Here is a 22,322-nt window from a genome sequence, read left to right on the forward strand (position 1 = left end):
CCATGCCGACCATTACCGCCGTGCACGGAGACATCACCCAGCAGAGCGTGGACGCCATCGTCAACGCCGCCAACAACGCCATGCGCGGCGGCGGAGGAGTCGACGGTGCCATCCACCGCGCCGGCGGCCCCGAGGTGCTGCAGGACTGCATCCGTCGTTTTCCGGACGGTTTGGCCACCGGTGACGCCGGGTGGACCACCGCGGGTCGATTGCCGGCGCGCTGGGTGATCCACACCGTCGGACCCAATCACAGCGCAGGTCAGCGCGACCGTTCACTCCTGGTGTCCTGCTATGCACGCTGCCTGCAGGTCGCCGACGAACTCGACGCCCGCACAATCGCTTTCCCGCTGATCAGCGCCGGAGTCTACGGCTGGCCCAAGGGGGATGCCATCAAGGCCGCCATCGAGACCATCACCTCGACCGAGACGAATATCACCGAAGCGCGCATCATCGCGTTTGACGAGCGGACATTCGACGCCGTGACCGCAGAACTTGATTGACCCCCAGCCCCTCTGGGTACGGTCGAAACCATGGATGTGGTCAACCTTGCCTTCGAATGGACGGATACCAACAAGCACTGGCTGATCGAAGTTCCCATCCGCGTCGTGGTGTACATGCTGGTCGCGTTGATCGCGCGTTTCGTGCTGCATCGCATGATCGACCGCGCCACCACCGGCCGCAATCCCAAGATCATCGACGATGCCGAACCCAAGCGGGCCGGTCGGCTGCGGAATCTGCGCGAGCGCGGCAACGCGGCCAGCGCCGCCAAGGCTGCCGCCCGCCGTCAGCAGCGCGCCCAGACCATCGGTTCGGTGCTGAAGTCGACGGTGTCGATCGTGCTGCTCGTCTGGGTGGTGCTCAGCGTGCTGAACGTCTTCGGGGTCAACATCGCACCGTTCATCGCCTCGGCCGGTGTGGTCGGACTGGCCATCGGCTTCGGCGCGCAGAACCTGGTCCGCGACTTCGTCACCGGCGTCTTCATGCTCCTCGAAGACCAGTACGGCGTCGGGGACACCGTGGACCTGGGTGAGGCCAGCGGTGAGGTCGAAAGCGTGGGCCTGCGCATCACCACCGTCCGCGATATCGACGGCACCCTCTGGTACGTGCGCAATGGCGAGATCGCCCGGGTGGGGAACATGAGTCAGGATTACGCCGTCGCACGCATCGAGGTGCCGGTGGCGCTGAACGCCGACCTGCAACACGCCGAACGGGTGGCCCTCGATGCCGCCCGCGAGGCCGTCAAGGACGACGTCATCGCGGCCAAGGTGCTCGGCGAGCCGGAAATGCTGGGCGTGCAGACGATGTCATCGGATCAGGTGACCCTGCGGCTCACCATCAAGACGAAGCCCAACGCGCAGTGGTCGGTTCAGCGTCGGCTGCGCCGCGAGATCTTGCGCGCCTACGACGAGAACGGTATCGACCTGCCCTACCCGCAACTGCGCACGCCGGTGTCGGTCAACGGCGAGGCCGAATAGTCAAGCGCACCACGCGCGGAGCATATCGGCAATGCGATCCAAGTCCGGCTCCGCGCCTGTCGCGACCTGAACGACGAAGTCGAAACGATCGTCCTCCGGCGCATGCACCCATCGCTCGTTGAGCGCCAGGAACGTCCGGCATGCGGTCCACGCCAGCCGCTTGTTGCCGTCGACCAGTGCGTGATTGCGCGCGATCGAGTGCATCAGCGCCGCGGCCTTGACGAAGAGATCGGGGTAGGCATCCTCGCCGAACACGGTCGCGCGGGGCCGGGACAGGGCGGATTCGAGCAGTCCATGGTCACGGATGACCACGTCTTTGTCGATGGCTCGGCGCGCGATCTCGATGAGGTCCTCGAGGTCCAGGTACTCGGTCACGCGTCTTTGAGTCGTTCGAGAACTCCGGCTTCCTCGACGAGCACCCGATTCAGGACCGAGTCGACCTTCGACTTGTGCGCGTGCCGTGCGATGTATTCGTCGATGGCCGCCAACGCGACGGCCTGCATCGATCGCCCCTCGGCGGCGGCCTGCCGACGCAGCGCCTCGGTTTGCTCCTCGCTGGTACGAAGTGTCATGCCCATGTCCGCATGATACCGAAGTGATACCGCCTATGACGTGCGGATTCACCCGTCGGCAGCGGCCACCAGCGAGCGCAGCGTGATCGTCGGGTTGTCCCGCAAGAAGCCCTCCAGCCGCCACGGTGTGGAGAACAGGACCAGCATGACGCCGTCGGACCGGGTCAGCACCTCGGCCGAGACCTGCTTGTTCATGAACTCCGCGTCCTCGGGATCCACGATGCGTGCCACCTGGTAGGGCAGCGACTCCAAGGTGATGGCGGCGCCGATCTCGGTTTCCATGCGGTGCGCGGCCACCTCGAACTGCATGGGGCCGACGGCGGCGAACACCGGCGCCTGCTCACCGCGCTTGTCCGAGCGCAGGACCTGCACCACACCCTCTTGATCGAGCTGCTCGATACCCTTGCGGAACTGCTTGTGCTTGCTGGGATCCTTGCCGCGCACCACCGAGAAGTACTCGGGGGAGAAGCTCGGGATCGGCGGGAACGTCACCGGCAGATCGCGATACAGCGTGTCACCCGGCCGGAGTGCGGCCGCGTTGGCCAGCCCGATCACATCGCCGGGCCAGGCATCGTCCAACGTGGAACGTTCCCGGCCGAACACCGACTGCGCGTACTTGGTGACGAACGGTTTGCCGGTACCGGCGTGGGTCAGCACATCACCGCGCTCGAAGGTGCCCGAGCACACCCGGGCGTAGGCGATCCGGTCGCGGTGGGAGGAGTCCATTCCGGCCTGCACCTTGAACACGAACGCGCTGAACGGCGCGTCCACCGGGCGCGGGTTCCCCTCGACGTCGACGATCGGGCCCGGCGGGGGCGCAAGGTCGACCAGCACGTCGAGCAGCTGGTTGACCCCGAAGTTCAGCGCCGCCGAGGTGAACAGCACCGGGGAGGACTCGCCGGACAGGAACGTGTCACGGTCATAATCCGAGCCGTCCATCGACAGCAGCTCGGATTCCTCGACCGCCGTGTCCCAGTCACCCTCGGCCGCGGCGTACGCCTGGTCGGCCGGGATGTGTTCCTCCGGGGCGGCGGTCGCGCCGCCGGCGGTGCGGGTGAAGCGGATGTAATGGCCCTTGCGGCGGTCCATCACGCCCTTGAAGTCGCCGGCAATGCCGACCGGCCAGGTCAGCGGGGTGGTGCGCAACCCGATGCGTTCGTGGATCTCGTCCATCAGCTCCAGCGCGTGCCGGCCCGGGCGGTCCCACTTGTTGATCACGGTGATGATCGGGATACCGCGGTGCTTACACACCTGGAACAACTTCAGGGTCTGCGGCTCAAGGCCTTTGGCGGCATCGATCAGCATGACCGCGGCATCGACGGCGGTGAGCACCCGGTAGGTGTCCTCGGAGAAATCGGCGTGCCCGGGGGTGTCGAGCAGGTTGATGACGCAGTCGCGGTAGGGGAACTGCAGTGCGGTCGAGGTGATCGAGATGCCGCGGGCCTTCTCCATCTCCATCCAGTCCGAGACGGTGGACTTGCGACCGGCCTTGCCGTGGATGGCGCCGGCCTCGTTGATCACCCTGGCGTGCAGGGCGAGCGCCTCGGTCAGCGTCGACTTACCGGCGTCGGGGTGGCTGATCACCGCGAAGGTGCGCCGACGGGCGGCCTCCTGGCTGATCCGGGCGGCGGATTTGGTGTCGGCGGTGGTCACGGCGTTCTCGGTCATCTCGGGATCGATGATATTTGCCCAGGTCGGTAAACCGATAATCGTAGGCCTGCGCCTTGCGTGTTCCTCTCGGCCGCCGACGTCCTCGACCTATTGCGGCGCTGTGAATTAGATCAAGATCGCCCCGCTGGCTCGCCACCTTTGTCACCATGACCCGGTGAAGAAAAGGGTCGCGGCGGTCGTCGCGGGGGTGCTGGTGGTCCTGCTGGTCGCGGTGGTCGCGGCCACGCCGTGGGCCTACAAGAACTACGTCCAGGGCCCGCCCGAGCCGGAGTTGGCATTCGCCGCCGGGGCTCAGCCGGGTGCCGGCGCGTTAGACGGCACCTGGACCGTGCAGCCCGGATCTCAGGTCGGTTACCGGGTGCAGCAGCAATTGCTCTGGGAGACAGTCGATGTCAGCGGACGCAGTGACACGGTCACCGGCACCGTCCAGATCGAGGACTCCCACGTGCGGTCGTTGAGGTTCACCGTCGACGTGGCAGGCCTGGAAACGGGAAGCCCCGGTCGCGATGAGAAGTTCCGCAGCGCGGACGCGCTGGAGACCGACACGTTCCCCACCGCCGAGCTGGTCGGCAACGTCCCGACCGACGTGTCCGCGATACCGGCCGACGGCAGCTCGGCCCGAGTGGAGGTTCCGGTTCAGCTGACCATTAAGGGGGTCACCCGCCCGGAGACCGCGCAGGTCGATGTGCGGCGCAACGGCGACCGGGTAGAGGCGGTGGGCACGGTCCCGGTGCGGCTGCCCGACTTCAACGTCACACCGCCGAAACCGTTCGCCTCGTTACTCGAGGTGCAATCGACGGCCGTCATCGAGTTCCTGGTGTACCTGGCCAAGGCGTAGCTGTACTGAAAACGTGGGTCAGCCGAACAGCCGCGTCCACCAGCGTTTCGACTCCTGCGTGCCGCGCCGCCGGACATAGGGCCACGGATTGTTGCGTTCGGGCACCGCTTCGGCGCGCACCTGCTTGAGCCGGGTGCGCAGTGCCGCGCGCACCCCGTCGAGCGACGGGTCGTCCCAGCGATTGACGGCCTCACCCGGATCTCCGGTCAGGTCGTAGAGCTCCCACTGATCGTCGAGGACATCGCTGCGATAGCGCTGCGCTCCTCGACCGGTGTAGGCGAGCTGGCGCACACCGGGCTCGGTCCAGGTTCCCGGGTCGTCGAATGTTCGCACCAGCTTCCACAACCGGCCGTCGACCCGGGCCACCAGCCCCTCGAAGTTGCCTGCCACGTCGACGGGCACCCGGATGCGCAGCGGTGCAGGCGGATTGACATCGCGACCCAACTGGCGGGCCAGGCCTGAGGCGCCCGAATCGCCTTCGAGCACATTGTCGCGGGTCAGCAGGTACACCGCCCGGTCCTCGTCGGCGGGCGCCCCGTCGACCACCGGCATCAGATCCCGGCCGGGCAGCGGATGTACCTCGCTGAAGGTGCGGGCGAGCTCGGCGGCCACCGACGCGACGTCCACCCCGGCGGCACCGAGCAGAGTCGGCACCAAATCCACATGTGAGGTGGGCACCGCCACGGTGCGCGCCGCGGTGGCACCGGCACCGGTGCGGGCTATCACGAACGGGACCCGGGTCGCCTCGTCGTAGAGGTTGAACCATTTCTGGTGCAATCCGCCGTGCGCGCCCAACAGCTCGCCATGATCGGAGGTGCGCACCAGGACTGCCTCGGCCGAGCCCTCGGTGACGGCTCGGCGAACCCGGTCCAGCGGACCGTCCACCTCGGCGTGCAGCCGGTAGTACAGGTCGCGGTACTGCTGGGCCTTGGTGCGGTAGGTGCGCCGCACGGCACGCGAGGGTCCGTACCCGGAGAAGTAGGCATCGCGGAACGCGGCCTGGGCGGCGGGTTTGGCCGACAGGTCCTCCGACGCGGTGGGGGCCGCCGGTACGTGCGGCGGGTCCGCCTGCGATGCCGCCAGCGGGTTGCGCCGTGACCAGGCCGGGAACAACACGATGTCATGCGGATTGACGAAGCTGGCCACCAACAGGAAGGGCGTCAACGCCGCGGGATCACCGGCCCGCCGACGCGCGTAGCGATCTTCGAGCCACGCCACGATCCGGTCGGCGACCAGCGGGTCGCGCCGAAAACCGCTGTTGGCCATGGCCGCTCCGTGCGGTTCGGGACCCACCCAGCCCGAGAAGCCGTACGGGTCCAATGGGTCGGCGTCCAGGTAGGCCCGCACGGCGGCCTCGTCGATGGCGCCATCGTCATCGTTGGTCGCCAGGATCCTGCCCGTGGCCGGGTCGGTCAGATCGACATGGGAGATATGCCATTTGCCGTCGTAGTGGGTGTCATAGCCGGCCGCCCGGAACCAGTTGCCCAGGGTCGGGACCTCGCCGCGACGCAGCCAGCGCAACCGCGAGTCGTCGTAGCGCTTGCCTAGCCCGTCGGTCTGGGTGACACCGTGCAGGTCGGGGTAGTGCCCGGTGAACAGCGTCGGACGGCTGGGCACGCACGCCAGCGAACCGGTGTAGTGCCTGGTGAAGCTGACACCGTTCTCGTCGAACCAGCGCCGACCGGGCAGCACCCGCCGTCGCCAGTCCAGGACATCGGCCGCCTCGTACGGCGGGATCGCGCGTTCCTCGTCGGTCATCAGGATGACGATGTCGGGCCGGTTCATGACGTCATCCAACACCCCAATTCTTGGGATCGGTAGCGAAAACGCATCGATGTACTTGTGCCATGACGACGCCGGACGAGGCGGCGCCCCACGAAAGGAAGAACCGATGAACGTGATCCCCGCCCAGCTCCATGAGCTCACCAAGCGGGTCGAGCGCACCCCCGCGCTGGCCATCGCCATCTTCGCGGGTCTGAGCGTGCTGTGGTCGGTGTACCGGTTGCTGTGGCTGGTGTACGCCGGGTTCGCGCTGTCCAGCTTCGGGCTGTCGCCGATCTCGCTGATCATCTCGGCCGTGGTGTGGATCGCGGTGGGTGTGGCCACGGCGCTGGTCGCCTTCGCCTTCTGGACCAGGTACACCACCGCGGAGCAGAACCCGGCCGAGTAGGCCGTCGACCGACGCCGACGGGGAACCCAGGTTTCCCGCCGGCGGTGTATTGGCAGAGAGTCCTGGCAGAATCGTCAGATGCCGCCAGGACAGCTGCCGCCCGACCAGCCGCGCGACCCGGCGACGCGGCGTATCCCCAGGCCGGCGCGCCCGGGGGACCCGCACAGCCCCACTCAGCGCATCCCCAGGCCGGAGCCGCCCACGCAACGGATACCGCGACCCGAGCCGCCCACGCAGCAGCACCGGATAGCCGAACCCGCGACACGCAAGATCCCGGTCCCGCCACCGCCGCCGATCCCGCCACCACCCATCCAGAAGCTGCCGCCCGGACCACAGACGCCCGAACCGAAGCCCGCCCGCAACCGTCAGACCATCGTGCTGACCGCGGTCATCGTGATCGCCGCCCTGGTGGCCGTCCTGGCCGGCGCCGAACTCTTCGCCAGGTACCGCGCGGGCACCGTGCTGTCCAGCATCACCGACTGCCTGGTCGAGGACACCGCCGACGTCTCCTACTCGGTGACACCGCCCTTCCTATGGCAGTACCTGACCGATCACTACACCGACATCTCGGTGGTCACCACCGGTGACCGCGTCCAGGCCGCCAAGGGCATGACCGCCGACGTGACGCTCAGCGATATCGAGCTTGCGGATTCGACCAACTCCAAGGGCACCATCGGCAAGGTGACTGCCCACCTCTCCTGGACAGCCGAGGGCATCAAGCAGACGGTCGCCGAGAGCCTGCCGGTCGTCGGCAATCTGGTGACGGCGGTGCGGACCGACGCGAACGCGGGCACCCTGATCATGGAGGCCGCCGGGGGAACCACGATCACCGCCAAACCCGAAGTGCGCGACGGTAATCTGGAACTCACCGTGCAGGATGTCGCCGGAGCGTTCGACAAGGCCACGGTGCAGACCGCGCTGAGCGAGCTGACCACCAAGCTCAACGAGAACTACCCGCTGGGTATCAAGGCCGATTCGGTGAAGGTCACCAAGACCGGTGTCGACGGCACCTTCTCCAGTACCGATGCGACCATCCCGTCGGGCGAAAGCGACGCCTGCTTCGCCGACCTCTGACCTCAGCGCCGCACCGGCAGGTGCCTTCTCCTGGCCCGCATCGCCCGGCGGACCCGGGAGCTCACCGAGGTGAGGTTCTCGCCGGGCGCGATCGTCAGGTGGATCCAGCCCAGGCTCTGCAGGAAATCGGACCTGTCGCGGGGGTCGGCTCGTTCGCAGTCGATGCCGATCCGCAGTGTGCGCCATCCCATGCCGAGCACGGCCTCGTCGAAACCATCGGTGACGTGAATTCTGCTGTGCGGCGGCCGAAGCCCCGCATCGGAGAGCATCAGCCGGACCCGTGTCTCTTCCGGTGTCAGGGCGCCGGGATCGATCTCGGCGGCGGTCAGTAGGGCGGTTCTAATACCGCGAGCGCCTCGGTAGCGGTCCGCCAACTGCGCGATGTCCTCCCGGGTGGTGCCGGATGCCGCGCAGAACCGATCCAAAAGCGTGACCGCGGCATCCCGGGGATGGTGGCGTGCCACATCCAGCGCGGTACGCGCCGGCGTGGTGTGCGGGAGTCCGTTCCACATCCCGATCTCGTCGATCGCGATCCGGTCATTGTGGATGATCAGCCCGTCGGGGTGTTCGGTACGCCGGGCGATGAGTTCGATGGGGTCGGTCGTGACCTCCCATGGCGTGCTGTACATGACCGCGGCCGTGCGGCCCGCAAGGATTCCGGTTCGGCCGCTCCACAACCAGGCCGCGCGTGCGCGGACCTCCAGCGTCAGCTGAGTGCCCTTGGCGACATAGATGTTCGGCAGGATTGCGGTATATCGGGCCCGCAGGACACCACGCGTCATCATCCCACCGGCGAGCGCCTCGCTGCCCACGAACGGTTCCATGACGGGATGGTGCGCGCCGCCACCGACAAACCCGCGCTCGTGCACCTCCACGCTGTGGATAACCACGGTCCGGAGGGGATCGTCTGAAACTGCTCGGGCGAGATCTGCCTGAGGGTTGCGGTTGTGCCGTCACCACTCCGTACTCACGACCCTCACGCCGATCTCGTCCAAGCGTTGTGACGCATACCTGCCCCAGTCACCAGCAGTGAACACTTTTTCAAATCTGCCTGGTCCGCGCGGCCGGCGGTGCTACACACGATGCGGGGAACCGAAGGAGTGAGCTGTGTTCGATCTGTTGATCACCGGCGGAACAGTTGTCGACGGCACCGGTGCGGACCGATTCACCGCCGACGTGGCAGTCAAGGATGGACGCATCGTCGAGGTGCGTCGCCGTGGCCCAGGCGACCCGCCACTTGCCGCCGAAACGGCCGAAACCATCGAGGCCACCGGCAAGATCGTCGCGCCCGGCTTCGTCGACATCCACACCCACTACGACGGACAGGTCAGCTGGGACGATGTGCTCGAACCGTCGAGCAGCCACGGTGTGACGACCGTCGTCGCGGGCAACTGCGGGGTGGGTTTCGCTCCGGTGCGGCCCGGTCAGGAACAGTGGCTCATCGAACTCATGGAGGGTGTCGAGGATATTCCCGGCACCGCGCTCACCGAGGGCATCACCTGGGGCTGGGAGAGCTACGCGGAGTATCTCGATGTCATCGGACGACGCGAGCTCGCCGTGGACATGGGTAGCCAGATCGCGCACGGGACGGTGCGGGCCTATGCGATGGGTGAACGCGGCGCCCGTAACGAACCGGCGACACCCGAGGACATCGCGGCGATGAGCAGCATCGTCCGAGAGGCCATCGAGGCCGGGGCGCTGGGGTTTTCGTCATCGCGGACGCTGGCACACCGGGCCATGGACGGCGAACCGGTGCCGGGAACCTTCGCCGCCGAGGACGAACTGTTCGCCCTGGGCCGGGCCATCGCGGCCGGCGGCGGCGCGGTCTTCGAATTGGCGCCGCAGGGTGCCGCCGGTGAGGACATCGTCGCCCCGCGCAGGGAGCTGGAATGGATGCGCAGGCTGGGCGAGGAGATCGACTGTGCGCTGAGCTTCGCGCTCATCCAGGTCGACGCCGACCCACAGCTGTGGCGCGAGCAGCTCGACCTGTCTGCCGCCGCGCATCAGGCGGGCAGCCGGTTGTATCCCCAGGTCGCGGCCCGACCGTTCGGCATGCTACTGGGCTTTCCCGGTCACCATGCCTTCACCCATCGCCCCACCTACCGCGCGTTGAAGGCATCGTGCGGCCGCGAGGAGTTGGCGGCCCGGCTGGCCGAACCGGCTGTGCGACAAGCCATTCTGTCCGAAGAGGATCTGCCGATCGATCCGAACGTGCTGTTCGACGGGATGTTCGCCCTCGCCCAGTACTCCGGTGACCGGTTGTATTCGCTGGGCGAACCGCCCGACTACGAGCCCACCCGCGACAAGACGGTGGCCGCCATCGCCGCCGACCGCGGCCAGGATGTGCTGGCCGCCATGTACGACCTGATGCTGGAGGCCGATGCGTCGAACATGCTGATGCTGCCGATGTTCAACTACTCCGACGGCAATCACGACGCCATCCGGGAGATGATGACCCATCCCGCCGGGGTGCTGGGGCTCTCCGACGGTGGCGCCCACTGCAGCATGATCTGCGATGCGTCCTATCCGACCTTCCTGCTGACGCACTGGGCGCGCGATCGACACCGCGGCGAGAAGCTGCCGCTGGAGTACGTTGTTCGCAAACAGTCCCATGACACCGCGCAGCTGTTCGGGCTCACCGACCGCGGCGTGATCCAGACCGGAAAGAAGGCCGATATCAACGTGATCGACCTCGACGCACTGACGCTGCACGCACCGCGGATGGCCTTTGACCTGCCCGCCGGCGGGCACCGGCTGGTCCAGGGCGCGTCGGGCTATACCGCGACGATCGTCAACGGTGTGATCACCCGGCGCGACGGGGTGGACACCGGCAAGCGCCCCGGCCGGCTGCTGCGCGGGACCCGCTGATGCGCACACCCCTGATCGCCGCCGCGCTGGCCTTCGCGACGGTCGTCCCGGCCGCCGGTGCCGATGTGCTGAGCCCGCTGCTACCGCTGGTCGATGCCGCCGCGCAGCGGCTGCAGACCGCCGACCCCGTCGCTGCGTCCAAATACCTCACCGGCGGTGCGATCTCGGACCCACCGCGTGAACAGCAGGTCCTCGACGGTGTCGCTGCCGCCGCGCAGCAGCAGGGGACCGATCCCGGCTATGTGCGCGAGGTCTTCCGCGACCAGATCGACGCCTCGGTCTCGTTGCAGCACAGCCTGTTCGCGTACTGGAAGATCGACCCGGCCGCCGCGCCCGTCACCGCCCCCGACCTCGCGGACACCCGCGCGAAGATCGACACGCTGAACCAGACCATGGTCGCCGAGATCGGGCACCGATGGCAGGAACTGCACGATCCGTCGTGTCCGGCGGAACTGGCGGCTGCAGTCGATGAGGCCGCACGCAACCGCGGGCTGGACCCGGTGTTCCGGCGCGCGCTGGAGTACGCGACGCACGACTACTGCCGCTGATGTTCAGCGGGCGCTGTTGATGTCGTTCTTCAGCGCCTCGGCCTCGGTGCCGAACACGGCCTGCACGTTGTTACCGACCTCGATGACGCCGGCCGCGCCGAGACTCTTCAACCGGGCCTGATCAACCTTCGACGGATCGGCGACCTCCATCCGCAGGCGGGTGATGCAGGCGTCGACGTTGACCAGGTTGTCCCGGCCGCCGAATGCGGCGATCACCTGCTCGGCGCGCGATGCCTCAGTACCGGGATCGGAACCTGCTGCGACCGCGGTGGCGGACCCGGTGCCGGCACCGACATTGGCGGCCTCCTCGGCCACGAACTCCTCCTCGGGCTCGCGACCCGGTGTGCGCAGATTCCACCGGGTGATGGCGAAGCGGAACAACAGGTAGTACACGACGAAGAACACCAGGCCCATGCCCACCAGCAGCGGAATGTTCTTGGCCGCCGGGGCTCCGCCGTAGAGCAGGAGATCGATCAGGCCCGCGGAGAACGAGAAGCCCAGATGGATGTCCAGGGCATAGGCGATCGCCAGCGACAGACCGGTCAGTACCGCGTGGATGACGTACAGCGGGAACGCGACGAACATGAACGCGAACTCCAGCGGTTCGGTGACGCCGGTGAGAAACGCCGTCAGCGCCGCCGCGGACAGGATGCCGACGGCGACCTTGCGCTGCTTCTTGTCGGCGACGTGGATCATCGCCAGCGCCGCGGCTGGCAGACCGAACATCAGGATCGGGTAGAAGCCCGCCGTCAGGTGCCCGCCGGTGGGATCACCCGCGGCGAAGCGGGTGAGCTCACCGGTGACGACCCCGTTGGGGGTGTCGTAATCGCCGTAGAGGAACCAGATGTAGGAGTTCGGGATGTGGTGCAAACCCACCGGGATGAGCATCCGGTTGGCGAACCCGTAGACGAATGCACCGATGGCGCCGGATCCGCCGATGAACTGCCCCAGACTGGTCAACCCGCTGTCGAAAAGCGGATAGAAGTAACTCATCGCGAACGCCACGAAGAGGCTGGCCAGTGACACCACGATCGGAACGAACCGGCGGCCGCCGAAGAAGCCGAGATACGAGGGCAATTCGATGGTGTGGTACTTGTCGAACAGCCAGGCGGTCAGCAGGCCGATGACGATGCCGCCGAAGACGCTGTAATTGATCTGCGCCTGTTCACCGGCCTTGTCGAGCACACCGGCGAGGACGAACGGCGACATGGTCTCGAAGACCTTGTCCATCACCAGATAGCCGACCACGGCTGCCAACGCGGTCGACCCGTCGGCTTTTCTGGCGAAACCGATCGCGACACCGACAGCGAACAACAACGCCAGGTTGTCGAACAGCGCGCCGCCGGCCGCGCTCATGGCCTGGAAGAACGGCCCGACCACCGGCGCCTCGATGCGGCCCAGCAGATCCGGCTGGCCCAGCCGCAACAGGATGCCCGCCGCGGGGAGCACCGCGATCGGCAGCATCAGGCTCTTGCCGAGCCGCTGAAGTTGTGCGAACCCCGGGATGCGGGGACTGTGCTGTGGTTTGGTCGACCCACCCATTCGCGGCAGCTTAGCCCCAAAGGGCGCAACCCAAGACCGTGTTCGGCAACGCCCGCGGTGCGCCGCTCGTAGTGTTGCAGCCATGACGACAAACGTGCTGGCGCCGGTGGCGGGACGCGCCGTCGCCCTCGCCGATGTACCCGATCCGGTGTTCTCCCAAGGCATGGTCGGTGTCGGCGCCGCGATCGACCCGCCGCACGAGATCGTCGACGCCGTCGCGCCGGTGTCCGGCAAGCTGCTCAAGCTCATGCCGCACGCCTTCATCGTGCTGACGCCGGACAACGTGGGCGTGCTGGTACATCTTGGCCTGGACACCGTGGCGCTCAAGGGTGAGGGTTTCACCACGGTGCTGCAGGAGGGTGTTCAGGTCACCGCAGGCGAGGTCGTCATCACCTACGACATCCCGTCGGTGGTGGACAAGGGGCTCAACCCGATCGTGCCCGTGGTGATCATGGACGAGCGCGAACCCGGCAATATCGCGGTGACCCCGCCGCTGGGGGCCCACCTGACCGCCGGTGCTGGACTCTTCGTGGCGAACAGCTGATGGAGGTCGTCATCCTGCCCGACGCCGCCGCGATCGGCAGCGTCGCCGCGGACGCCATCGGTGCGCTGCTGGATCGCACACCCGATGCCGTGTTCGGGTTGGCCACCGGGTCCTCGCCGCTGTCCATCTATGACGAACTGGCCACCCGCCATGCCGCGGGCGGGCTGTCGTTCCAGCAGGTCCGCGGGTTCACCCTCGATGAATACGTCGGTCTACCCGCCGACCACCCCGAGCGCTACCGCAATGTCATCGACACCGTTTTCGTCGACCGGGTGGACTTCGCCGATGGTGCCGTGCAGGGGCCCGACGGCCTAGCCGAGGACATCCCGGCGGCCTGCGCGGCGTACGAGGCGGCCATCGCCGCCGCAGGGGGAGTGGACCTGCAGATCCTCGGGATCGGCACCGACGGGCACATCGGGTTCAACGAACCCGGCTCCTCACTGGCCTCGCGCACCCGGATCAAGACGCTGACCGAACAGACCCGCCGCGACAACGCCCGCTTCTTCGGCGACGATATCGACGCCGTGCCCACCCACTGCCTGACCCAGGGGCTGGGCACCATCCTCGAGGCCCGGCACATCGTGCTGGTGGCCATCGGGCGCAGCAAGGCCGAGGCCGTGCACCACCTGGTGGAGGGGGCGGTCAGCGCGATGTGGCCGGCCACCGTCCTGCAGCACCATCCGCACGTGACGGTGCTGCTCGACGATGGCGCAGCCCGCCGTCTGCAGCTCGCCGAGTACTACCGCGAGACCTATCGATCCAAGCCCGACTGGCAGGGCATCTGAGTGCTGCTGGTCGCCGATACCCTGCTGACGGGTGCGCAACTGCTGCGCCCGGGGTGGATCGACATCGCCGGGGAGACGGTGCGTGCCACGGGATCCGGTGCTCCGCCCGGCCCGCCCGACCGAGTGTTGGGTGCGGTCACCGTGGTGCCGGGATTCGTCGACACCCACGTCCATGGCGGGGCCGGCGCCAACTTCACCGCAGGCAGTACCGAGCAGACGGCCGCGGCGGTCGATCTGCACCGCAGGCACGGCAGCACCAGGATCGTCGCCTCGCTGGTCACCGCGGCACCCGATGAGCTGCTGCGCCAGGTCGGCGCGCTGGCCGGCGATGTGCGGGCCGGGTTGCTCGACGGTATCCACCTGGAAGGTCCGTGGCTTTCCGAGTTGCGTTGTGGTGCACACGAACCCGCTTTGATGCGTGATCCGGACCGCGACGAGGTGGCCCGCGTGCTCGACGCAGGCGCGGGCTGTATCCGGATGGTGACGCTGGCCCCGGAACGCCACGGAGCGCTCGCCGCGGTCGCTCAACTCCGGTCGGCGGGCGTCGTGGTCGCCGTGGGTCACACCGAGGCGACCTACGCGCAGACCCGCGCGGCCATCGACGCCGGCGCACGAGTCGGCACCCATCTGTTCAACGCGATGCGGCCCATCGACCGCCGGGAACCCGGCCCGATCATCGCGCTGCTGGAGGATGACCGGGTCACCGTCGAGGTCATCACCGACGGGGTGCACGTCGACCCGGCGATCTACCGGCACATCACGCGAAGCGCTGGGCCGCAACGGGTATCGCTGATCACCGATGCGATGGCCGCCACCGGGATGGCCGACGGCTGGTACGAGCTGGGTCCGCTGGGGGTGCAGGTGCGCGACGGGGTTGCCCGGGTCGCAGGCACCGAGACGATCGCCGGCAGCACGGCGACGATGGACCGGGTGTTCCGGTTCGCGGTGGCCCACAGCGGGTTGGCCCGCGATGCGGCGTTGTGCGCGGCGGTGGCCCAGGCCTCGGTGAATCCGGCCCGCGCACTTGGTCTGCCCGACGCGCGGCTGGTGGCCGGAGCGGCGGCGGATCTGGTGGTGCTCGACGCTGACCTCGCGGTGACCGGGGTGCTGCGCCGCGGTGGCTGGGTGCTCGACCCGGCGGGTGGGGATGCATGATGGGGGCATGCCCGAACACCCCGAATTGAATGTGCTGGGCGGCCCGCTGGAACCATGCGGCAGCGATCCGGTGACCGGTTTTTACCGCGACGGCTGTTGTTCCAGCGGTCCGGAGGACGCGGGAATGCACACCATTTGCGCCGTGGTGACCGCCGAATTCCTGGAACACCAGCGGTCCATCGGCAATGACCTGAGCACACCCATGCCGCAGTATCGCTTTCCCGGTCTGGTGCCCGGAGATCGCTGGTGCGTCACGGCGGTCAACTGGTTGCGCGCCTACCAGGACGGATTCGCCGCACCGGTGGTGATGGCGTGCACCCATGAGCGCACGCTGAGCATCGTGCCGATCGAGGTGCTCGCCGAGCATGCCGTCGATGTGCCGGACGATGCCAGCGATCTCTAGGTGAGGTAGCGGTCCCGCCAGCGTTCGAACCGGTTGCGCGGACGCTGGGCCTCCGACAGCACGGTGCTCATCGGCGTCGCGGTGTCCTTGGCGGCGCGCGAACGTTCCGGCTCGGGTACGTCCTCCCACCAGATCGGCTGCAGCAGTGCGGAAGTGATGGGAATGGCCTTGTCCACCCGCTTGTGCCCCCACCCGCAGGCCCGGTCGATCGAGGCCGTCGACGGCGCCAGGTTCAGCGGCGACAGGGTCGGGGCGAACCGGACGATGTGATCGGAGTACGGCAGGTTGCGCACCATCTGCAGCTGGATCGCCTGCGCGATCGGCGCGAGCCACAGGTGCCGCGGATCCCATTGCGGATGGAAACTGTCGAAGGCGAGATAACAGGCATTGCGGGTGCCGAGCCGACCGTCGCGGATGCGTTTCCATGCCAACTCCACCGGCACATTGCTTGCGGTGCCACCGTCGACGATCGCGCCGACGTCATGGGCGGCCAACATCTCGTCGAGGATCGGCACCATCGCCGGATCCCGCGTTTCATGGTGCAGCACACCGGGGATGGCCGAGGAGAACGATGCGGCATCGACGACGTTGAGTTCGCGGGTCAGCGCGTCACCGCCCACCACGATCGCCTTGACCACTCGGGAGTCGATGAACGCGGCCGCCTGCCACATCCGGGCCGCCACCTCCGGGCCCATGCCGATGGGCAGGAACGGCAGTGTGCGCATCCGCAATACCGCGAGCTCTTGATGGCGGAACTTGGCGGGCAGCGCCGCGAACGGCTGCCTGCGCACCCCGGCCACCACCGCCTCGTAGGGGATGCCCAGATCGGACATCCGCATCTGCTCGCCGTCCTCGCGGGTGAACAACCCGTGCGCGAACTCGTCGAAACGCAGGGCGAACATGCCGGTGAGGCCGTGCCGCCTGCGCAGTTCCTCGGAGCCGAGGATGGCGCGGTAGGACACCGTTTTGGCCCAGGCCACGTACTCGTCGATCGGCACGGGTAGCGACCTGGCCATCACCGCACCGATGATCGACCCGATCGACGAACCGATCATGTAATCGGGGACCTGACCGGCCTCCAGTAGCCGCCGCATCCCGCCGATGTAGACGAAACCCGCGCCGCCACCGCCGCCGAGGACCGTCACCAACTTCTTGTGCCCGATCTCGGCGTCGAGTTCGCGTTGGGAGAACCGGGCGCCGTGGCGTTCGGTGAGCCCGCTGCGCTGCTCGTCCTGGTCATCGGACAGGGCGTCGAGAATGTGGCGGGCATCGGTCAGCGCGCGGGTGGCGTCTCGGTCCTCGCGCAGTGGACCGTGCAGGGTGTTGGCCACCCTGGCGCGCCAGTTCGCCAGCTCGGCGGCCACCGAGACATCCCCGCGCCCCCGGGTGCCGCCCGGGCCCGCCGCGCCGGGCTCGAAATCGGACAATTTCGCGAAGTTCAGCAGGTAGCGCAACCGGCGCAGCTGCTCATCGCTCAGGATCCCGGGGGTGGCCAGGTGCAGCCGCACCAGCCGGTTCTCCATCTTCTGCAACACCAGCGCCGGGTCATCGGTGGGCAGATCGGCGTCCTGGGCCTCGACGTTCTCCAGTTCCTCGGCCGAGTCGGCGATGGCCTCAGCGACGGGAGCCGGTTCCGGGCCACGCCGGTCGAGGAACGGTATCTGCACCACGTGACTCTAGGCCGAACCGTCGCGTGAACCGACGTAGGCGAGCAGGGCCGCGTCGCGATCCTCCCACCTGCGCAGCTCTTCGACGTGGTCACGGATCACATCCCTACCATCCCAGGTCGTCGCCAAGCCATGTAGCCGACCCCGGATCGGCGCTGTTGGGTAGGCTCGTGCGTCAAATGATCGAGACTGACGAGCCGCTGCCGATTCTGCCGCGCGAGCTGACCGACATCCCCGAGGACGTCCGCCTGGTCGGACCTCCGCTGACGCCCACCGTCGCACCGCCTTACGGCGTGCGTCTTGTCGATCCCGACGCCGACGCCGAGTTGATCTCGCGGTGGATGAACCTGCCGCATCTGGCCGAGGCCTGGGAATACGCCTGGCCACCGGAGCGCTGGCGGGGCTACCTCAAGGCCCAGCTGGCCGGCACATTCTCCCGTCCGTTTCTGGCCAGCCGCAAGGGTGAGGACATCGGCTACGTCGAGATATACCGGGCGGCAAAGGATTCCATCGCCACCCGGTACGCGGCCGACCCCCACGACCTCGGGGTGCACGCAGCGATCGCCGACACCCGACTGGTCAACCGCGGTATCGCGCCGTTGATCCTGCCCAAGCTGATGGCCGATATCTTCGCTCAGGAACCGCAGTGCCGACGGGTGATGTTCGACCCCGACCATCGCAATACCGGAGCCCGTCGACTGGTCGAGTACGTGGGCAGCACGTTCCTCGGTGAACACCAGATGTCGAACCGCAAGATGGCCCTGTACGTGTTCCCCCGCACGCTGGCAGATATCCCGGAACTGCGCTGACCGCTGTGCTTTTCGGTCAGCCGGCCGAGGCGTTCATCATCTCGGTGTAGCCGTCGTGATCCGGTTTCATCGCGGCGGCCACCAGTTCCCAGAGCACCTCGTCGGTTCCGCCGCCGACACGAGCCAGCTTCATATCGCGCCACCACCGACCCAGCGGTGTCTCGTCGACCAGGTATCCGGTGCCGCCGAAGATGTGCATGCATTCGGAGACCACCTCTTCGCCGAGGCGGGCCGCGCACACCTTCATCGCGGCCGCGGTGCGCAGGTCCAGCTTGCCGCCGGCGGCGATACCGTTCAACGCGTGCCGCAGCATGTCGACCCGGGCCTGCAGGTCGGCCACCCGCATCCGCAGTGCCTGATGCTCGTAGAGGGTGTGCCCGAACTGACGACGACTCATCATGCGCGCCAGCGTGATTCCCAGCAGGCGTTGGCAACTGCCGGCGATCTGCCCGGCCACCGACATGCGTTCATGCGCCAGACCCCAGGAGATGGCGGCCAGTCCGGTGCCCGCGCGGGCGATCAGCGCATCGGCGGGCACCCAGGTGTCGATGTGCACCGCGGCGGTGTCCAGCGGCCCGGCGCCGACTTTCTTGTACGGCCGCTGGACCTGGACTCCCGGATCGCGTAGCGGGACCGCGATCACCACGACATTGCCGTGCCTGCTGTCGGGATCGTTGTCGACATTGCGCGCCACCGTCATGACGTAATCGGCGATGGGGGACAGCGAGACGAACTTCTTGATACCGGTCACCTGGAAGCCATCTCCCACAGATCGCACGGTCGTGCCGACGATCTGCAGGTCCGAGCCGCCCGATTCCTCGGAGGCGCCGACGCACAGCACCACCTCACCGCGGATGGCCCGTTCGCAGATCGACTTCAGGTGCGGAGTGCGGCCGAATCGCCGCAGCAGTGCGATGGCCGAATCGTGCAGGCTGACCCCGACCGCGATGCCGGCGGACCCCAGCTTGCCGAGCTGCAATGCCAGCGCGATCACCTTGGCCACGTCGGGCTGCTGGTCGGTTCCCCACTTGGCCTCGAAAACACCTTCGTGGCCCAGATATTCGATGAGCTCCCTGGGAAAGGTGTCGGTGCGCTCGGCCTCGGCGGTCCAGTGTCGGACCCGATCGTCGAACACCCTGTCCAGCAGGCTTTCGAACTCGGCCAGCGTCGTGGCCGCCGGTGAATCGTCGACCATGGTCATTGTCCGGCACCTTCCAGATTGCGTTTGACCTCCAGCCGCCGCAACTTGCCCGAGGATGTTCGCGGCAGCGATCCCGGCGCCAGGAAGACGATATCGGCGGGCACGACCCCACATTCGGAGGCGATGAGTGACACCATGGCGGTGCGGGCCGCCGGTTCGTCGGCACCCTTGAACTCCGCGGCGATCACCAGACCCGACCTGGTGGCCGGGCCGTCGGTACCGACGGCGACCACCGCACCGGCCCGCACACCGTCCACTCGCGCGGCGACGTTCTCGATCTCGGTCGGGAAGATGTTGCGTCCGGCGACGGTGATGATCTCCTTGGCGCGTCCGCAGACCACCAGACCGTCATCGAGCAGGTAGCCGATATCACCGGTCGGGAACCAGCTTCGATTGTCCACCGGCGATTCGCCGAGGTAGCCGCGCATCATCGAGGTACCGCGGATCTGCACCTCGCCGACCTCACGGTCGGCGACACCGCCCGAATACTGATCGCCGGCCACGATCCTGATCTCCATGCCCGGGATGGCGGGCCCCAGCACGGCGTGGGTGCGCCGGTATCCGCCGTCGTCGGTGACGACCTGGATCTCGTCGACCCGTAACCCCTGCCCGGGGGCCGGAACGGCCACCGCGCAATTGGATTCGGCCAGACCGTAGGACGGGGCCAGCACACCGGGCGCGAGCCCGAACCGGGACATCTCCTCGGCGAAACGCCGGCTGCCGTCACAGTCGACGGCCTCCCCGCCGTTGAGCGCGAATCGCAACGCCGAGAAATCCGCGTCGCTGACCAGACCGGAGTACTTGCCGATGATGTTGTAGGCCATGTTCGGTGCGGCCGTCAGGGTGGCTCGGGACTCGGTGATCCACTTCAGCCAGCCGAAGGGTTGGGCGGAGAACGCCGTGGTGGGCGCCTGCCACAGCTCGGCGCCGGCCAGCGCCGTGGCCAGTACGAAGGACAGCCCCATATCGTGATAGAGCGGCAACCAGGAATGGCCGCAGTCGGTTTCGGTGACCTCGACCCTGGTGACCAGTGCCTGCAGGTTCGCCAGCACCGCGGCGGGGGACAGTGCCGCGGTCCGCGGTGTGCCGGTCGATCCGGCGGTGCCCTGCAACACCGCGATATCGGCGTCGCCGACGGCGCCGTGATGGGTGTATGAGCGTTGCGTGTGCGCGACGGCACCGACATCGTGCACGGTGATGTGGCTGTCGGCAGCACTGAGCTCGCGCAGCGGTGCACCGTGGCTGAAGACCGTCCGCACGCCGATCCCGGCGAATCGGTCCAAAGTGGCCCGCGCCCAACGTTTCGGGTCAGCTCCGCGCACCGGACCGGGCAGGATCGACACCGCGGCACCGGCCAGGAATGCCCCCGGGATAGCCGAGATGAACTCGACGGTGGGATCGCCGACCAGGCCGACGGCGGGTGCCTCGTCGGCACAGATGCGGGCGGCGACGTTCTCGGCGCGCGCGTGGATCTCACCCCACGGGTGGCGGTTCCAGGTTCCGGTGGCGGTGTCCAGCACGGCAAGCGCACGGTCGGTCGATGCCATCGACTCGCATAGCGCCTGCGCCAGGACCGACGGCGCAGCGCTCACGGGTTGGCCTGCGCCGAAGGGATTTTCGCCAGGACGACCTTCTCCAGGTCACCGAGGGTCTCACAGTTGAGCAGGTCCTCTTCGTCGAGTGCCGCGCCGAGGCGATCCTCGATCGCGACCATGCCGACCGCGAACGCCACCGAGTCCATGCCCACGTCGTCGACCAGTCGGGAGTCCCGGCTCAGCCGGCTGACGTCGATGTTGAGGTCCTCCCGCAGGATTGCCAGGAGCTGGGGATCCACTGCGTCGGACTGTGAGATTTCCATGACGGGCGACCCTACACCTGAGATTTTACTCAGGGTAGGCTTACCTGATGTGCTGTCTGTCGCGGAGGTGTGCTGGTCGCGATCTCTTCACAGCGCCGCCACGGCCATTCCCGCCGCTGCGGCGGCGACGGTGATCACCAGCGTGCCGATGGCGTTGACGGCACCTGCCCGGTATTTGCGGCGCTGCATGAGGCGGATCGTCTCGACGCTGGCGGTGCTGAAGGTGGTGTAGCCGCCGCAGAATCCCACCCCGACGATCAGCTGCAGTTCCCGGGGAACCCCGTGGAACAGCACAAGGCCGACGATGAATCCGAGCAAGAGCGATCCCGTGACATTGATGAGCACGGTGGCCCAGGGGAATTCTGTGCTCCGCCGCTGCCGGACTGCCCCGTCGACGACAAACCGCGATACCGCCCCGAGGCTGCCCGCGCATGCCACCCAGAACACCATCATCGGTCCGCCTCCTCGCCACGGCGGGGTATTCGAGTGCCTACCGCGATCCCGATCACCGTCGCCAGCCCGCCGACGAGCACCGTGCCCACCGCATAGGACCCGGCCGCCCACCACTCACTGCGACGCAGCAGCTCATCGGTGTCCACGGCCAGGGTGCTGTACGTGGTGAACGAGCCCAGCACGCCGGTGCCCACGCCCAGGCGCAGTCGCTGACGCCAACCGGTGTCGGGCCCCAGTCGGCTGAGACCTTCCAGCAACACACCCAGCAGGAACGCCCCCATCACATTGATGGCGAATGTCGTGACCGGCCATTGACCTGCAACCTGGGGAAACGCCACCTCGAGGCCGTAGCGTGCCGGGGCGCCCAGCAAGCCGCCCAGTGCCACCGCGGCGATCGCCGACGGCCGCACGTGCAAGGGGCTCGGGGCGGGCTCGACGGCATCGGGGTCGACCGATGAAGCGGTAATCGGATCGTGGTGATCGGCCATGGGCATGCTCCTTCCTGGTGGAAAGGAGCCATCAGCCTCCATGCGAGGCGGTTCAGACACCTGTCACCGGGCGCCTCGGCGGAGATCCATCGCCGCGGTCGAGGGTATCGGAGTCATCTCCGGACTGCGAGTGGCAATGTGCGGCGGCCGGTTTTCGTCGCACGGTGAACACCATTGACAAAGTATGTGGCGTGATCGCCC

Annotated in this window: 24 protein-coding genes; 12 read left to right on the top strand and 12 right to left on the bottom strand. The window is 67.6% G+C overall.

The features are described 5' to 3' along the window. Window positions 1–2: 2 nt before the first annotated feature. Window positions 3–500 carry an O-acetyl-ADP-ribose deacetylase gene (locus tag PGN27_RS22550; protein WP_335328107.1) on the top strand — a complete coding sequence of 166 codons (498 nt, stop codon included), beginning with the start codon at window positions 3–5 and terminating at the stop codon, window positions 498–500. Window positions 501–530: 30 nt separating this feature from the next. Then, window positions 531–1,475: a mechanosensitive ion channel family protein gene (locus tag PGN27_RS22555; protein ID WP_335328108.1), complete on the top strand. Its 945-nt coding sequence runs from the start codon at window positions 531–533 to the stop codon at window positions 1,473–1,475. Here the strand turns inward: PGN27_RS22555 and PGN27_RS22560 are convergent, their stop codons facing one another. Genes PGN27_RS22560 through PGN27_RS22570 form a run of 3 tightly spaced genes read right to left on the bottom strand, consistent with a single transcriptional unit; the run spans window position 1,476 to window position 3,715 of the window. Beyond that, window positions 1,476–1,850, bottom strand: coding sequence for a type II toxin-antitoxin system death-on-curing family toxin (locus PGN27_RS22560; RefSeq protein ID WP_335328109.1), 375 nt, complete (start codon window positions 1,848–1,850; stop codon window positions 1,476–1,478). It lies immediately after the preceding gene. Next, the gene (locus PGN27_RS22565; protein WP_335328110.1) at window positions 1,847–2,053 is read right to left on the bottom strand and encodes a CopG family transcriptional regulator; all 207 of its coding nucleotides are present in this window, start codon (window positions 2,051–2,053) and stop codon (window positions 1,847–1,849) included. The genes PGN27_RS22560 and PGN27_RS22565 overlap by 4 nt, the downstream gene beginning before the upstream one ends. Before the next feature lie 42 nt (window positions 2,054–2,095). After that, window positions 2,096–3,715 (bottom strand): peptide chain release factor 3, encoded by a 1,620-nt coding sequence (locus PGN27_RS22570; protein ID WP_030135895.1) that lies wholly within the window; start codon window positions 3,713–3,715, stop codon window positions 2,096–2,098. 157 nt (window positions 3,716–3,872) lie between these two features. On the opposite strand from PGN27_RS22570, the gene PGN27_RS22575 reads away from it, so the two are divergent. Further along, a complete protein-coding gene (locus PGN27_RS22575; RefSeq protein ID WP_335328112.1) occupies window positions 3,873–4,556 on the top strand; it encodes a YceI family protein in 684 nt (227 codons plus the stop codon). A gap of 18 nt (window positions 4,557–4,574) precedes the next feature. Here the strand turns inward: PGN27_RS22575 and PGN27_RS22580 are convergent, their stop codons facing one another. After that, entirely contained in the window at window positions 4,575–6,341 is a 1,767-nt protein-coding gene (locus PGN27_RS22580) for a sulfatase-like hydrolase/transferase (protein ID WP_335328113.1), read from the bottom strand. A 106-nt stretch (window positions 6,342–6,447) separates the two neighbouring features. On the opposite strand from PGN27_RS22580, the gene PGN27_RS22585 reads away from it, so the two are divergent. Together PGN27_RS22585 and PGN27_RS22590 are read left to right on the top strand one after the other, a co-directional pair. Continuing rightward, complete coding sequence (locus PGN27_RS22585; protein ID WP_335328114.1) at window positions 6,448–6,726, top strand: hypothetical protein; 279 nt, start codon at window positions 6,448–6,450, stop codon at window positions 6,724–6,726. A gap of 78 nt (window positions 6,727–6,804) precedes the next feature. Next, a complete protein-coding gene (locus PGN27_RS22590; RefSeq protein WP_335328115.1) occupies window positions 6,805–7,800 on the top strand; it encodes an LmeA family phospholipid-binding protein in 996 nt (331 codons plus the stop codon). A 2-nt stretch (window positions 7,801–7,802) separates the two neighbouring features. On the opposite strand, the gene PGN27_RS22595 is transcribed toward PGN27_RS22590, so the two are convergent. Beyond that, window positions 7,803–8,624, bottom strand: coding sequence for a type IV toxin-antitoxin system AbiEi family antitoxin (locus tag PGN27_RS22595; protein ID WP_335328116.1), 822 nt, complete (start codon window positions 8,622–8,624; stop codon window positions 7,803–7,805). Window positions 8,625–8,907: 283 nt separating this feature from the next. Between PGN27_RS22595 and PGN27_RS22600 the strand changes: the two genes are divergently transcribed. Both PGN27_RS22600 and PGN27_RS22605 read left to right on the top strand, forming a co-directional pair. After that, window positions 8,908–10,668, top strand: a complete 1,761-nt coding sequence (locus PGN27_RS22600; protein WP_335328117.1) for an N-acyl-D-amino-acid deacylase family protein — start codon at window positions 8,908–8,910, stop codon at window positions 10,666–10,668. Beyond that, window positions 10,668–11,216 (top strand): chorismate mutase, encoded by a 549-nt coding sequence (locus tag PGN27_RS22605; RefSeq protein ID WP_335328118.1) that lies wholly within the window; start codon window positions 10,668–10,670, stop codon window positions 11,214–11,216. Before PGN27_RS22600 ends, PGN27_RS22605 begins: the two co-directional genes overlap by 1 nt. A gap of 3 nt (window positions 11,217–11,219) precedes the next feature. Here the strand turns inward: PGN27_RS22605 and PGN27_RS22610 are convergent, their stop codons facing one another. Beyond that, entirely contained in the window at window positions 11,220–12,758 is a 1,539-nt protein-coding gene (locus PGN27_RS22610; RefSeq protein ID WP_335328119.1) for a PTS transporter subunit EIIC, read from the bottom strand. A gap of 82 nt (window positions 12,759–12,840) precedes the next feature. Here PGN27_RS22610 and PGN27_RS22615 point away from each other — a divergent pair, with 82 nt between their 5' ends. From PGN27_RS22615 to PGN27_RS22630, 4 genes are read left to right on the top strand one after another with little or no spacing between them, the layout of a single operon-like run. After that, the gene (locus PGN27_RS22615) at window positions 12,841–13,302 is read left to right on the top strand and encodes a PTS sugar transporter subunit IIA (protein WP_335328120.1); all 462 of its coding nucleotides are present in this window, start codon (window positions 12,841–12,843) and stop codon (window positions 13,300–13,302) included. Beyond that, window positions 13,302–14,087 (top strand): glucosamine-6-phosphate deaminase, encoded by a 786-nt coding sequence (gene nagB / locus PGN27_RS22620; RefSeq protein ID WP_335328121.1) that lies wholly within the window; start codon window positions 13,302–13,304, stop codon window positions 14,085–14,087. The genes PGN27_RS22615 and nagB overlap by 1 nt, the downstream gene beginning before the upstream one ends. Further along, on the top strand, window positions 14,088–15,242 hold the full coding sequence (gene nagA, locus PGN27_RS22625) for an N-acetylglucosamine-6-phosphate deacetylase (RefSeq protein ID WP_335328122.1): 1,155 nt from the start codon (window positions 14,088–14,090) through the stop codon (window positions 15,240–15,242). A 7-nt stretch (window positions 15,243–15,249) separates the two neighbouring features. Then, complete coding sequence (locus PGN27_RS22630; RefSeq protein WP_019514492.1) at window positions 15,250–15,645, top strand: DUF2237 family protein; 396 nt, start codon at window positions 15,250–15,252, stop codon at window positions 15,643–15,645. Here PGN27_RS22630 and PGN27_RS22635 read toward each other — a convergent pair. Beyond that, complete coding sequence (locus PGN27_RS22635) at window positions 15,642–17,312, bottom strand: patatin-like phospholipase family protein (RefSeq protein ID WP_418888634.1); 1,671 nt, start codon at window positions 17,310–17,312, stop codon at window positions 15,642–15,644. The genes PGN27_RS22630 and PGN27_RS22635 overlap by 4 nt on opposite strands. A 179-nt stretch (window positions 17,313–17,491) precedes the next feature. Here PGN27_RS22635 and PGN27_RS22640 point away from each other — a divergent pair, with 179 nt between their 5' ends. Continuing rightward, the gene (locus tag PGN27_RS22640; protein ID WP_335328123.1) at window positions 17,492–18,121 is read left to right on the top strand and encodes a GNAT family N-acetyltransferase; all 630 of its coding nucleotides are present in this window, start codon (window positions 17,492–17,494) and stop codon (window positions 18,119–18,121) included. 16 nt (window positions 18,122–18,137) lie between these two features. Here PGN27_RS22640 and mbtN read toward each other — a convergent pair whose 3' ends face one another. From mbtN to PGN27_RS22665, 5 genes are all read right to left on the bottom strand, one after another. Continuing rightward, the gene (gene mbtN / locus PGN27_RS22645) at window positions 18,138–19,322 is read right to left on the bottom strand and encodes a mycobactin biosynthesis acyl-ACP dehydrogenase MbtN (RefSeq protein ID WP_335328124.1); all 1,185 of its coding nucleotides are present in this window, start codon (window positions 19,320–19,322) and stop codon (window positions 18,138–18,140) included. Beyond that, window positions 19,319–20,893, bottom strand: coding sequence for a long-chain-fatty acid--ACP ligase MbtM (gene mbtM, locus PGN27_RS22650; RefSeq protein WP_335328827.1), 1,575 nt, complete (start codon window positions 20,891–20,893; stop codon window positions 19,319–19,321). The genes mbtN and mbtM overlap by 4 nt, the downstream gene beginning before the upstream one ends. Window positions 20,894–20,910: 17 nt before the next feature. Beyond that, window positions 20,911–21,180 carry an acyl carrier protein gene (locus PGN27_RS22655; RefSeq protein WP_335328125.1) on the bottom strand — a complete coding sequence of 90 codons (270 nt, stop codon included), beginning with the start codon at window positions 21,178–21,180 and terminating at the stop codon, window positions 20,911–20,913. 87 nt (window positions 21,181–21,267) lie between these two features. Beyond that, the gene (gene crcB / locus PGN27_RS22660; protein ID WP_335328126.1) at window positions 21,268–21,633 is read right to left on the bottom strand and encodes a fluoride efflux transporter CrcB; all 366 of its coding nucleotides are present in this window, start codon (window positions 21,631–21,633) and stop codon (window positions 21,268–21,270) included. Beyond that, window positions 21,630–22,121 (bottom strand): fluoride efflux transporter FluC, encoded by a 492-nt coding sequence (locus PGN27_RS22665; protein WP_335328127.1) that lies wholly within the window; start codon window positions 22,119–22,121, stop codon window positions 21,630–21,632. The genes crcB and PGN27_RS22665 overlap by 4 nt, the downstream gene beginning before the upstream one ends. Window positions 22,122–22,322 lie beyond the last annotated feature (201 nt).

It is taken from the genome of Mycolicibacterium neoaurum (assembly GCF_036946495.1).
GTDB lineage: Bacteria > Actinomycetota > Actinomycetes > Mycobacteriales > Mycobacteriaceae > Mycobacterium > Mycobacterium neoaurum_B.

What these genes read in the sequence shown, in the direction of transcription:
- PGN27_RS22550 (WP_335328107.1), top strand. Translation starts at nt 3, where the DNA reads ATGCCGACCATTACCGCCGTGCACGGAGACATCACCCAGCAGAGCGTG.
- PGN27_RS22555 (WP_335328108.1), top strand. Translation starts at nt 531, where the DNA reads ATGGATGTGGTCAACCTTGCCTTCGAATGGACGGATACCAACAAGCAC.
- PGN27_RS22565 (WP_335328110.1), bottom strand. Translation starts at nt 2,053, where the DNA reads ATGGGCATGACACTTCGTACCAGCGAGGAGCAAACCGAGGCGCTGCGT.
- PGN27_RS22570 (WP_030135895.1), bottom strand. Translation starts at nt 3,715, where the DNA reads ATGACCGAGAACGCCGTGACCACCGCCGACACCAAATCCGCCGCCCGG.
- PGN27_RS22580 (WP_335328113.1), bottom strand. Translation starts at nt 6,341, where the DNA reads ATGAACCGGCCCGACATCGTCATCCTGATGACCGACGAGGAACGCGCG.
- PGN27_RS22585 (WP_335328114.1), top strand. Translation starts at nt 6,448, where the DNA reads ATGAACGTGATCCCCGCCCAGCTCCATGAGCTCACCAAGCGGGTCGAG.
- PGN27_RS22590 (WP_335328115.1), top strand. Translation starts at nt 6,805, where the DNA reads ATGCCGCCAGGACAGCTGCCGCCCGACCAGCCGCGCGACCCGGCGACG.
- PGN27_RS22595 (WP_335328116.1), bottom strand. Translation starts at nt 8,624, where the DNA reads ATGGAACCGTTCGTGGGCAGCGAGGCGCTCGCCGGTGGGATGATGACG.
- PGN27_RS22605 (WP_335328118.1), top strand. Translation starts at nt 10,668, where the DNA reads ATGCGCACACCCCTGATCGCCGCCGCGCTGGCCTTCGCGACGGTCGTC.
- PGN27_RS22610 (WP_335328119.1), bottom strand. Translation starts at nt 12,758, where the DNA reads ATGGGTGGGTCGACCAAACCACAGCACAGTCCCCGCATCCCGGGGTTC.
- PGN27_RS22615 (WP_335328120.1), top strand. Translation starts at nt 12,841, where the DNA reads ATGACGACAAACGTGCTGGCGCCGGTGGCGGGACGCGCCGTCGCCCTC.
- nagB (WP_335328121.1), top strand. Translation starts at nt 13,302, where the DNA reads ATGGAGGTCGTCATCCTGCCCGACGCCGCCGCGATCGGCAGCGTCGCC.
- PGN27_RS22630 (WP_019514492.1), top strand. Translation starts at nt 15,250, where the DNA reads ATGCCCGAACACCCCGAATTGAATGTGCTGGGCGGCCCGCTGGAACCA.
- PGN27_RS22640 (WP_335328123.1), top strand. Translation starts at nt 17,492, where the DNA reads ATGATCGAGACTGACGAGCCGCTGCCGATTCTGCCGCGCGAGCTGACC.
- mbtN (WP_335328124.1), bottom strand. Translation starts at nt 19,322, where the DNA reads ATGACCATGGTCGACGATTCACCGGCGGCCACGACGCTGGCCGAGTTC.
- PGN27_RS22655 (WP_335328125.1), bottom strand. Translation starts at nt 21,180, where the DNA reads ATGGAAATCTCACAGTCCGACGCAGTGGATCCCCAGCTCCTGGCAATC.
- crcB (WP_335328126.1), bottom strand. Translation starts at nt 21,633, where the DNA reads ATGATGGTGTTCTGGGTGGCATGCGCGGGCAGCCTCGGGGCGGTATCG.
- PGN27_RS22665 (WP_335328127.1), bottom strand. Translation starts at nt 22,121, where the DNA reads ATGGCCGATCACCACGATCCGATTACCGCTTCATCGGTCGACCCCGAT.